The organism is Bacteroides sp. AM41-16, assembly GCF_003603495.1.
Taxonomy (GTDB): domain Bacteria; phylum Bacteroidota; class Bacteroidia; order Bacteroidales; family Bacteroidaceae; genus Bacteroides; species Bacteroides uniformis.
The window spans coordinates 51,597-64,121 of the sequence record NZ_QTNE01000020.1; the positions used below are offsets into that span (position 1 = coordinate 51,597).

5 protein-coding genes are annotated in these 12,525 nt (G+C 48.0%); all 5 read right to left on the reverse strand.

All coding sequences use genetic code 11. From position 1 onward, the window contains the following. Positions 1–29 precede the first annotated feature (29 nt). Positions 30–3,200 (reverse strand): TonB-dependent receptor, encoded by a 3,171-nt coding sequence (locus DW896_RS16185; protein ID WP_009037838.1) that lies wholly within the window; start codon positions 3,198–3,200, stop codon positions 30–32. Between the two features lie 18 nt (positions 3,201–3,218). After that, on the reverse strand, positions 3,219–4,676 hold the full coding sequence (locus DW896_RS16190) for a glycoside hydrolase family 76 protein (RefSeq protein ID WP_005829695.1): 1,458 nt from the start codon (positions 4,674–4,676) through the stop codon (positions 3,219–3,221). A gap of 103 nt (positions 4,677–4,779) precedes the next feature. After that, positions 4,780–6,621 (reverse strand): carboxypeptidase-like regulatory domain-containing protein, encoded by a 1,842-nt coding sequence (locus DW896_RS16195; protein ID WP_005829693.1) that lies wholly within the window; start codon positions 6,619–6,621, stop codon positions 4,780–4,782. Between the two features lie 568 nt (positions 6,622–7,189). After that, on the reverse strand, positions 7,190–9,727 hold the full coding sequence (locus DW896_RS16200; protein ID WP_009037837.1) for a hypothetical protein: 2,538 nt from the start codon (positions 9,725–9,727) through the stop codon (positions 7,190–7,192). Between the two features lie 254 nt (positions 9,728–9,981). Further along, positions 9,982–12,261: an exo-alpha-sialidase gene (locus DW896_RS16205; RefSeq protein WP_227741041.1), complete on the reverse strand. Its 2,280-nt coding sequence runs from the start codon at positions 12,259–12,261 to the stop codon at positions 9,982–9,984. Positions 12,262–12,525: the final 264 nt, after the last annotated feature.

Sequence of the window (12,525 nt, forward strand, 5' to 3'; positions counted from 1 at the left end):
CTATTTTTTAGGTTTATATCATTGATTACTTAGAAAGAGAGGGAAACTCCCAGTGTATAGGTCTTGTTCAACGGATACATACGGCCCAGATCGTCATCGGGATGCTCAGGGTCAACGAACTTCACGCCAGTGAAAGTCAACAGGTTGTAAGCATTGGCATAAACACGCAGGCTGGCATTGGGAATCTGCTTCAGTTTTGGGAAGGTATAGCCCAACTCGATGCTCTTCAGACGGAGGTAAGCAGTGCTTACGCGGTTGAAAGCAGAATTATTTTTTGCCCAACGGCCTGTGTAAGCATAGTGACCGGAAGTCCAGACTGTAGAAGGATCATAGGGATCGGCTTTCGGGTCTACAGGATGCCAGCGGTCGAGGAACTGTGTCAATGCACCACCGCCATTCTTACCCCAAATTTCGTGCAGAGGCTCTTTGTATTCCATAGAACCCAGTGCAGAACCTTGCAACAGCATATTGAAGTCGAAGTTCTTCCATTGCAGGCCGGCATTCAAGCTGAATTGCAACCACGGAGTCTGGTCAAAGGCAAACGGATGTTCGTCCTGACCGTTAATCTCGCCGTCACCATTCCAGTCTTCATACTTATAATCACCCGGCAGGACGTCGCGTTCCTTGAAGCCGTAGTAATTCCAAATATCGTTCCAACTGGTGTAACGACCGGCGGAAGTATAACCAAACTGTACCCCTTGATAACGGTTCGTCAGGTTGTCGTTGCGCCAGCGATCATACGAGTTGGCCCAAGGTCCTTTTTCCGAAGCAGTCAGGTATTTCTGACGGGTAACGGTAGCAATACCCTTCAGGTTATAGCCTACTTCACCAATCTTATTACGGTGGGTCAGCTCCAATTCCATACCGAATTGGCGGTCGCTGTCCAGGTTTTCACGCGGAGCAGTGGCACCTACCACGGTAGGCAGGGCACCGGTACGGCGAGCGAAACGGCCGGTACGCAAACGGTTGAAGTAGTCGAACGAAACACCCAGCAGGCCGTCCCATCCTTCAAAGTCGAAACCGATGTCGAATGTCTTCGATTTGAACCAAGTGATGTTCTCGTTAGGCAATGCCATAGGACTGGCTGCACTGATAAACTTGCCGCCGAAAATGTAGCCCGGCGAATAACCGTTGTAGTCGCCGTTGGCCATGTTGCCGCTGGTCGAAGGATAGGTGTACCCCATAGCCCAGTCATAATTCAGGTCGCCGTCATCACCAAGTACACCGTAGCTGGCACGCAACTTCAACTGATTGACAAACTTCAGAACATCGATACTCTTGAAGAAAGGTTCTTCGGAGATTCTCCATCCAGCCGATACGGAGGGGAAGAAGCCCCATTGGTGTCCCTTGGCAAACTTGCTGGAACCGTCGTAACGGAACTGTGCTTCCAGCAGGTAGCGGTCGGCAAACGAGTAATTGATACGGCCTATCAAGGCTTCGTTGGCCTGTTCATAAAGGTCGTTATTACCGGTCTGCATGGCACCAATCTGGCCTTCGGTCACACCTGCCAGCAGGTAAGGCATGGAGAATGCTAGGTCGCGGACAGCGTAGAAGTTGTCGCCGTTGCGTTTCTGCACCTCCCAACCAATAACACCACCCACGTGGTGAACATCGTTAAAGGTGCGGTCGTAGTTCACTGTGAATTGTCCCAACATCTGCGACTTGTCATAAAACTCGCGGCGCATGTTGCTGGGCGAACTTTCGTTATAGACTTTCTGCTTGTAGGTACCGGTCTGTTCGTCATAAGCATACTGGTAGTACTCTTTACGGAAAGCCTCGTTGTTGTCGGCACGGTAGTCGTAACTGAACATGGCTTTGGCAGTCAACCCCTTCAATACCGGAGTGTATTCGCCGAAGTCGGCCGTCAGAGTAGCCGAGGACTGGAAATATTTCTGTTTGTACTTCTTGTAACCGGAAATGTCGGCCGTCATCATGGCCACAGTGTTCTGTTCCATATCCAAACCGTTGTAGTTCAGCATTGTTCCCTCGGGATCGGCGTATGCCGGATAGAGAACACCCTGACGCCAGTAGTTACGGATGATGTCTTGTGAGCTGGTGTAAGGCGTGTTGCGTTCGTCGGAGATACCGCTCACGCCGAGTTCGAACTTTATACCTTTAGCAATTTCAGTCGAAATGTTAGAGCGCAGGTTGAACTTGTTGTAGTTCAAGTCTCCTGAACGGAAGATACCTTCCTGATAGAAGTAGCCCATGCTGATGTAGAACTTCGTCTTCTCGGTACCACCGGAAATACTGATGTCGTGTTGCGTTTGCGGAGCCACGTTAGAGATAATCAGGTCGTTCCAATCCGTTGTACGGCGCGTGCCGTTGCGGAATGCTTCGAAACTCTCTTCGCTGAAAACCCATGAACCGCCGTTGATGTTATTCATCGACATTTCGTTGAACAGTGTCATAGATTCATAAGGATCACACAGTTCAGGCATACGTGAAGGCTGTTGGAAAGTGTAGGAACCGTTGTAAGAGAATTCCGTTTTTCCTGCTCCTCCTTTTTTAGTAGTCACCAGCACTACACCGTTGGCGGCACGTACACCATAAATAGCGGCTGAAGCATCTTTCAACACAGAAATGTCATCAATATCCATTGCATTCAAACGCTGGAATTCTTCCGTGCTCCGGGGAATTCCATCGATGATAATCAATGGAGCACCCATACCGCGAACATCGAAACTGTTGTTGAAAGTTCCGGGTTCAGAGCTCTTCTGCCATACACGCAAACCGGGAATACGTCCCGTCAGCATGTTCTGCGGATTTTCGTTCTTGGTCTTTATCATATCCTGACCTTTTACGGCAGAAACGGCACCCGTCACCGATCCGCGACGCTGTGTTCCGTAACCTATCACCACCACTTCGTCTATCATCTTGGAATCGGTTTCCATGATGATATTGATAGTGGTACGTCCGTTCACTTTCTCTTCCTTGTCTTTCAATCCCACATAAGAGAAGCTGAGGATACCGTTCGCGGGAGCACTGATGGTGTAGCGTCCGTCAATGTCGGTAATGACACCGGTGGTAGTGCCTTTCACCATGACGGCAGCGCCAATGACCGGCTCGTTGGTATCGTCCATAACTATTCCCGAAACGGGAACAGAGTTTTGTGCGAAAATATCTGCCGGAATCAGCATCAGAAGTAACGCCATAACCATGCAGGATAATCCTTGTCGCATCTTGCTAAAATTCTTCATAGTCCATTATTTTTAAAATTATTTTTTGCTCCATTCATAATTCGCCAACACTGCATACTCGGCTGCAAAAGCAAAAGTGAACATGCCTTCCACATTGTTCTTGGTCCTTTCGGCTTTATTCCAGCCCACCAGCAGGTTAGTGGGAAGCATATGCTTGTATTGATAATTTTCGTAGGCATAATCCAGATTGTTCTGGAAAGCCTCGATACAGCTTGCAGCAACAGTGTGGGCTGAATAAGCATCCACATATCCGCGCATCAACACACCGTTGAACCAATTGCAGAATCCACTGATGTCAAATGTATAGCAACCTGGTTTTGTGGCATCAGGTTTGGCAAAGTAAGCAAAGCTATTATCAGTCAATTCAGCCAAGTCCGTCCGATAGGCAGCATCGCCCGTAGCTCTGAGAAGGTCGGCAGCACCGGAAAGCATCGTACCGCTGTTGTAAGTGATGGCCGGACCTACGCGATCGCGCAATTTGGAACCCGTCCGATAGCGTTCGCCATCAATGGTGACATATTTTATGTCCGGCGAATCATAACCGCCCATCATGTCGTCGTACACTCCATCGGGTCTCAGCAAATACTTCTTTTGCCAATCATAAACGGCTTTGGCAAAACCCAGATAATAGTCGGACTTTTTCTCCGTGCGCAGCTTGCGGCTGTTATCGGCAGCCACATAACCGTAGGTCACTTCGTCTGACTTGCCTTTGTAAATTTCATGAAGCCACACCAACGGGCTGACAATGGGACCGTTGCTACAAGAGTGCTTGGTGAGATACCCGGGGCCCCATGTGATGCCTCCCAACGGATTGCCTTGTTCATCAAGAGTGCAATCCCAACCGTCGAGCACGTATTCCATCAGGTATTCCGCCTTTTCCAGATAACGTTGCTCACCAGTGATATGATAGGATTCCAATAATTCACGTACCAGCCACATCTGGTCATCGTAAACATTGAGGATGCCTTCTACCTGGGCAGCTCCTTTGTCGTTTCCACGGTTTACGCCGTATACCGTCCACTGCTTGGTCTGCGTATAAGAGGTCAGCGTAAAAGTACCTGCATAATACTCCAAATTATCATAAAGTTGGGTCAAGAGTTCCTTGTAACGGTTAAAGTGAGAATCATAAAGAGCCGTTTCACCCTTTGCCTGCCCGGTCTTCATGGCTTTCATCGCAGCGTTTACAGCCTCAATGGAACTGGTGTACATCCACACACTGCCCAACTCGCTGGAACGATTGCCTGTATAAGGATTGTAATAACGTGACATAGCCATGCCCGTACCCGTGAAATAGCACTCCACGGCATTGTCAATCAGCTCTATGGCACGCGCCACGTTCTGCATCGGCAGATTACCCGCAGGAATATCCGTCCCCCCGCTGCCCGGCTTTTCATCAGCAGCAGAGTCGTTGCTGCAAGCCACTAACGTCCATAAAAGCAAAGTCAGTAAAGTAAATAAATTTTTCATTCTGTTCATATCATACTATTAGTTTCTTCAGCCTTCCCCCTCCTCCTTCTTCCATAAGATGCAGAAAGAAGTAAGGGGAAAGCTTCAAGAATAATTAAATATCAGTAGTTTGTCATTCCATTGTTATGCTACGCAGCACCAGCTTGTTCTCGTCGCCGTTCTCTTCTCCTTTGAAGATACCGATAGTCAACATCACGTCTTCTCCGTTGAACTGAGACAAATCGTAAACAAAATCGGCATATCCTTCCGGATCTCCCTTTCCTCCTGCCTCATGGATAAACTTCCAGCAACCGTCGGCGGCAGCCTCGGCAAACTGGGCCGTATTGGAGGCAGGTGCCAAGTGCATGAGAGTTCCATCCATGCGGATGGCTGTCACCTTGAAGAAGGTGGCATTCGTTCCGCTGAAATTGCGGGTCTTCAATGTCATCTTGTTGCGTCCGGATGCAATGGAGAACTTGGCATAGAAATAGGATTCGGGCACGGTTGTGCTCACATTGTTTCCACCACGTGTCTTTATCAGATAACCTTCGGAAGGGAATACCTCAGGGTCTTTGCTGAGCGGCATATACGACCACTCGGCACAAACGTGGTCTACCTCGCGCCATGCACGATAAGCGTCCACATAGTTATCGCGGCTTCCTCCGATGGGGCTCATACCCGTGAACTGCGACTTCACTTGCGGCATGGTAGAACGTACCATTTCCTGAGTCATCTTCCAGCCGTCCAGTTCTTCGACTGCTGTTCCCGGCAACCATCCCCATCCTTCAACAACTTCCTTGGCAAAAGCGATGCGACGCAATACCAATTGCTTCCAGTAGTCGCCTGTCTGGGCGCGGAATGTACCGATGGCAATGATTACTTCCTTACCGATGTATTTGCTCAAGTCTACCGGAACAGAAGTGTAATTTTCCGAGGCATAGGTTCTGACGTCGCCCACCATCTCAGCCTTCGGATCGGCAGCAGTCAGGTCTACCACCTGCACGCCATAGTATGCCGGAGCAGCTTCGTCGGCACTGTGCGTACGAATCTGGAGGGTCATCATGTAGTTGTCTTCTGTAATCAGCTTGCTTCCGAATACAAAGGAATCGAACATCTCCAAGTCGGCGGGGTTCTTGCGGTCGTCTTCACTGTTGCGAATGCGGAGAGTGGTACCTTCGTTCTGCTCTTCCCAGTCGCCACGGAAATCCATCGTACACATGTAATTGCAAGCCCAGTCCCAATGGGGATAGCTTTCGGCGTTCCGTCCACCGCGGTATTCGTTATAATACCATTTTTCGGCAGCTTTCAAGTCGTCGATGGTCAGTCCGCGCAGGATTTCCGTTCCCCCCATACGCACGTCTGTAGTAGCAATGCCATCCACAAAGTCGGCCATAACCACTTTCTTCACGATAGAAGCATAACCATCTTTCGTAAATGTAACGGTATAGTCCGCCAGCGGCAAATTGCCAATTTCAAACGTACCGTCGCTTCCGGTGGTGGTAGTCTGTGTAGAGCTGATGCTGACTGTCACCCCTTCCAACGGAGCACTTCCCTTTCCTGCATCGGTCACTTTTCCTTTGATTTTTGCAGCTGCATACTCCATCTTAGGGCTGACTTCGGCTACTTGTTCTTCGTTGAATTTTCCTGCCACAACGGTAACGCTTACCGTCTGGTAATCGGCTTTCGTAAATGTAATTATATGTGTACCTATTGAAATGTTTTCGAGTGTATATACACCCTGTGAATTTGTCGTGGCTTGAGGACCGTCCGGTGTAGCCGTTATACCGGAACCATCGACCAAGACCGTTACCCCTTCAAGGGGAGAAGATAAATCGTCTGTGACGACACCCGTCACTTTTCCATAAGATAAAGCCCCTCCGCCCGTGTCATCATCCGAGCAGGAGCTTACCATGAACACCATACTTATAAGCATGGTCATCAGTCCGAAGACTTTTAGCTTTTTTGCCTGTTTCATAGTTTAATTATTATTAGAAGTTAATATAACAAAGGAGCCGATGCCAATCGCCCACATCAGCCTCAGGGCATTGTAAACCGCCCCCTCGACCACAAATTTGATTTTGCATGGGTTAATTTTAGGGTTAATTTGCGTATAATGGGACAAAAAAAAACATTAATCCGAGCTATTTTAACCCATAAAAGAAAGGACAGACTGCACTTGACTCTTCAAGTATCGAAAGGGGAAACGTGAATCAAACAATTATCGCACGGTTCTACTACCCCCCCCATTTCCAACAGTCCATTTGTCCTCTTTTATCAACGCCGGAACCTTAATTTTTAAAACGCTAATTATCAGAGGCTTTATAATAGTTTTATCTCAGTATACGACTAAGATACCCTAAGTATACGACTGAGGGTACCTAAGTATAAGACTGAGGTATCCTGAATATGCGACTGAAGTCAAAAGCTTTTTGCTTTGTAAACATTTATCAGACAGAACAAGAGCCATCGGACAAGCTGAAAGAGGCAGACCGAAGAATAAAAAGAGAGAAGACTGAAAGCACCGGATGCAACGTGCCGGGGAACTAACTCCAGTAAAGACTGAAAGGATGAGGATAATCCTCCCCCGTATATTTTTTGTATTCTGCCACAAATTTCTGGTAAGTGCCAATAGCGGCATTCTCATGCTTGAGTATGAAAAGCGACTTGAGGCAACAAGACAAGGCTGTCTCGTTCACCGGGTCGATATTGAATTCCGCTTCGGCCAAACTCACAGTTTCCGCATAATCCTGCGCCTCGAAAGCCTCCTTCATCAACTGCAAGACAAGCACTTCCAAGCGGCACTCCACATCTTGCTTAAAACCGTCGAACAACGGACCGTCCATAAAGCCGACAAACTTGCCACGCCCTACGATATACAAGAACTCTTGTCGGCACTCCTCTATCCGGTTTTCGGCAACTATCGCCATAAAACGCAAATAGTCGCAATAAAAATCGGAGGACAGCGTGAAACGGAAACATCCTTTTTCGTAAACCAGTTCTATGCCATCCAATTCTTTTAGAATTTTGCGCAGGTGATTGATGGCTACTCCACGCGAGTTTTTCACTTTGTCCTTTGGCTTGTCGGGCCATATCAAATCGCTCAGTTGCTTGGAAGAAATTCCGTCGGCATCGCTATAACGCAAAATGAGACAGAATATCTGCTTGATACGCAAGGAAAACATATAGGAGATATTGCGTCCGTTCCGGTCGAAAACGGAGAAATCACCGAATAAATACATCGAATTGACAGTTCCCGTATCCACTGCCATCTTCTCCACCTTTACATCAGAGGCTTCAGGAAGTTGTTCCTTGTCCTGTCGCACAGCTTTGCCATCCTCGCCCTTGCCGGAGTTTCGATGCCGCTTGTACACTATCCACACGCTTCCGCCAGCTACAGCCACAACCGCGGCTACCAGTACCAGCCACACATGTGAAGCATTTCCTCCACCGTTATTTGCTGTATATTTTTCAAGAGAAACCGGTGGAAACAACAGTGAGTAGACAGAAAATTTGGAAGACACGTCGTCGCTTGTTTCTTGCACGGTCACAAAAAGCCTGCTTTGACGCTCGTTGTAATAAAGACGAGCGTTCGTCGTGATTTTGTCGGAGTAAATGGGAATGGAATCACCCAATATATGACAACTGCCATCTTCTACAGAAAAACGGTAAAGATGCAAAAACGAGTTGGAGACACTCTCGGGATAACGCAAGACATAGAAACAAGAGTCATTCAGTATAACCATATCCTGCGCCGGAACCATATTAGGCTGTCCTTCTGAAATGTCCCAAAGCTTCTGCACACGCATTTCTTGCAAATCCACCTTATAAAAATCGTGAAAATAACGACGACCTATCACCTGGTCGCCCGACTCATTGCCCATGCCCCCGAAAATGTAGACAGAATGATTACTGTCCAGATAACCGGCCGAAGAGAAATAGCGCGGACAAAGAAAATCGCCGGACAGAGAACCCAGCGTATTCCAACGTCCCTCCTCTGCATTGAACATATAGAATTTATTGCTGTAGTACATATTGCCGAAGCCGCCGAAGATGGTGTAACGTTTGCGAACTGCATCATAATAGGAACAGTGATGATGCAATTGCATACTCAGCCGACTGTAACTCTCCACCCTCCAGCCCAACGTATGCAAGTCCAAACTCGCTATCATAGGCTCTGAATCTCCATTCTCGGTATACACCTCGTAGGCATAGAGCCTTTCACTGTCACTATCGAAGAAACTGCCGGCAAGAAACAGCTTCACAGGACACCGTTCGGCAAAAGCCTTGGCAGAAGTGCTTCCCGTCTCCATATTGTAGACGAACAACGAATCACGGTTGAAATAATAAATCTCGTTTCTGTCGGCATTGTAGCAAGAACCAGCTTCCGAAGCCGACGCAAAGCCACCCTCTTTCCTCCAGTGATAGGCCTCGTTAATCAGCCATATCGGGTTCTCCACTTTTCCATAAAGAGTACCCTCTTGGTTACAGACAGATTCTCCGTCCGCCTCATCCAAGGAAAATGTGTAAGTATGCTCGGCATTCACAACCAGCTTGTCAACAGCTATCTCCGGAACGTCAATGATGTGGTCGCTCTTACCGAACACGATTTTCGGACTGAACTCATCAGAGAGCAACACCCCCTTACATACCTTTTCTTGATCGTGAATTTTGAGAGTAATCTCATCCTGCTTCAGGTTGAAAGCTATCTTCACCTTGAACCAATGGGATTTCATCGCCTCCGCCTTACTGACAGGCAAGGCTATCAACACACACTTCCCCTCCTGGTTCAGACGGAACAAGATGTCATCGCCACGAAAATCAAAGAAAAGATTGAAAATCTGTCCTTCGTCAGCTCCCTTAACCCGCAATACATAGCCGACACTCTCGGTAGAATACAGAGCCATGTTGAACTCCAAGTCAAAGTAGTCTTTGAAAGAGGGACAACTGTGGGCAAACACATCATAGGATGTCCTTTCGTCGATAGGGCTGGCTGCGCCACGAAATCTCAATCCGTATGCGGAAACCATTTGGGTAGTGCAAAGACTTATTATTAAAATGATATATCTATATAAATGTACCATTAGGTTTTCATTTAAGGTTATGCAATGCCATCATAAAACATTAGCCAACATTTATTAAGAAATGATGGGAAGATTAAAATGCAAATATATAAAATATTAATGAACGAATAATATTTTGCTTAAATAAAGTAAGTTCCTATACAGCTATTATAAAAGACTAAAAGTCCGTATCATCTCCGCTCCTATAGAGGCGGAAGATGTACGGACTGGACGAGAAGTAGATACAGAGATGTTATGAAGACTACATGGAAAAGTTATGACGCAGGTACTCCCGTCACAATTCCCCGACCATGTGTCCCTATATAAACCCACCCATATTCCTGCATGTCACCGCAGATATGCAATACCAGGCCATATTGATGGGCATCATCGTTGATACGTACCCAAGAGTTCGCCGCATCGTCAGAACGGAAGAAACCGTATTGCCCGTTGACTACGCCTATCAGATAGATGGCAGGATAATCATTGCCTGGCTTTGCCTTGCCGAAACCAAAAGCATAGATGGTACGTACCTTATCCAAAGCACGGAAATCAAATTTTTCTGAAGCAGCAGAGCGGTACAAACCATCATAAGCTGCAATCCACAAATCTTTTTCATGACCGGGAGTAGCGTAGATACGGTCTTGTCCTCCACGCGGATCTCCTCTTCGTACGGCGGCACCGGCATTACCCCGTTGGAACCGTTTAACAGTTAAATTCAATGTGTCGGCATGAAAAGTCGCCCCACCATCCTCGCTGCTATACAATATTTCGGCCACAGCATCTACAGCATAAAAACGTTGGGGGTTCACCTTGTCTGCAATGACGCGGATATTCTTAGGCAAACCACGGCAAGATTGCCAAGAAGCCCCCTTATCACGGGTCAGATAAGCCTCCGAGCGGTCGGGTGTCCAAATCCAAGAAGAGCCGTCTGCTGCCACGGCGATATGCCCATTACGAGACTTTTCCGTCGGAACGGTGGCACACATAGTCCAGTGCCTGCCCCCATCTTCTGAATATGAAATGGTCTTTGCACCCGGCTGATGGCCGAACAGTGTACCAACCCTGACTATCAAATCCTGCTTCAGCCAGGCACCCGTCACTCCATTCGTATTTCCGAAATGAGGATTGGCATGGCTGCCCAACGAATCGGGACGATTGAGGTCGAAATGCGTAAAGCCACCATAATCACCGATACCGGAAATCAGACGCGCCCCTTTTTCGGGAGCATAGAGTTCGAGAGGCACGGTCTCTTCGATACCGGCAGACATGATACTCCATTTCACCGGTTCCCCACGTTCCACGGCAGAGAGGTTGAAAGTTTCCCAACCGCCGAAACCGGTGGTAAACATGGCATGTTCAGCGTCGGCAGGATCTATCTCAATATCGAACATCCAGTGCAGAGGGGCTACTTTTGTATAGGGAGCCTTAGAATAATCATACTCATATCCCGTCTTGAAAATCGGTTTCCAGCTCTTGCCACCGTCAGTTGTACGGAACATCTCATCACTTTTATAACCGTGCTTGCCCCCTAGACTGTGTGTACTGGCAATCAGATGCTTCGGATTACGAGAATCTACAGATACGGCTGCATAGCCAAATCCTGCCTTTTCGCCATCTGACAGTCTGACGGGAGAAATGTCTGTCCATTTGCCTTTACGGGTATCGTATTTCCATACGCCTCCATCCCCCATCTGGCTTGGACCGGGAGTATCTCCATACGTCAGGACCAATTGCCCGTCACCGGTCAAGACCATATGCGTGGGGCGATACTGCACCGGCTGCCCCCCGACCGGCCGCCAGCTTTCACCATAGTCGTGGCTCACGAACAGATTTTTCCTTCCCATCAATGAAGCCGCCACATAAATGTCACGGGTACCACGCCCATCGCGGGTGCCTTGTGCATCATAGGCAACGCAGACGATGCCACTGCCGCGATTCCCCCATGCGGCACGGTCGGCGGGATTAAACTTCTCGGAGACATCCGGGAAAGACACCACCCGTGCCCAGCTCCGCCCCTTATCCGTACTGCGCCACAAACCATGCAAACGGGTCCCCATATAAATGATATTCCCATTCTGCGGGTCTACCATCATCCGTTCCCCATTACCACGCCCGTTCTCGTTGCCGCCCATCGTAAAGGGCACATCGACACGGGCAAAGGTTCTACCGCCATCATAAGAACAAAGTATGGCCCCATTAGAGCTACTGGTATACGTACCACAGGCAATATACACGTTCTGCGGATTCTTCGGGTCGATGGCAATGCTCTCCACCCCCTGCAGATTGCTTTCATCCAGACTTATCCAGTCCAGCAAGGGCGTCCACTGGTTGGAAGCAGCGTCCCACCGGTAGGCTCCTCCCATATCGGTGCGGCAATAACGGACACCAGAAGCTTCCGGGTGAAAAACGATACCGTCCACAAAGCCTCCTCCCACTATCGGTACGCTCTTCCATTCGTAAGAAACGGAATTCACCGGAGATATATCTTGGGCGAGCATCGGCATGCCGCCCAGTATCAAACTTATTCCTGCTAAAAACAACTGTCTTTTCATAAGCATCAGGGTTCTAAAACAAACGTTCTTGATATTTCCTTCAAAGATAAGAATATTTCATTGATATTTCAGACTGAAACATTTGTGGCAGTGCACATACAATCCTAACAACCAACGTTTTAATAAAAACAAGAAACTAAATCAAGCCATAAAAAGATTAAAACGGCACCCATCGCAGTTCTTCCCTCCAACAGTTTTTTGTAACAACAATGCAACATATATGACACAAAAACACAACACGTATGTCCGAACTTTGTCGCCGAC

Coding starts and splice junctions, on each gene's coding strand:
- DW896_RS16200 (WP_009037837.1), bottom strand. CDS start 9,727: ATGGTACATTTATATAGATATATCATTTTAATAATAAGTCTTTGCACT.
- DW896_RS16205 (WP_227741041.1), bottom strand. CDS start 12,261: ATGAAAAGACAGTTGTTTTTAGCAGGAATAAGTTTGATACTGGGCGGC.
- DW896_RS16185 (WP_009037838.1), bottom strand. CDS start 3,200: ATGAAGAATTTTAGCAAGATGCGACAAGGATTATCCTGCATGGTTATG.
- DW896_RS16195 (WP_005829693.1), bottom strand. CDS start 6,621: ATGAAACAGGCAAAAAAGCTAAAAGTCTTCGGACTGATGACCATGCTT.
- DW896_RS16190 (WP_005829695.1), bottom strand. CDS start 4,676: ATGAACAGAATGAAAAATTTATTTACTTTACTGACTTTGCTTTTATGG.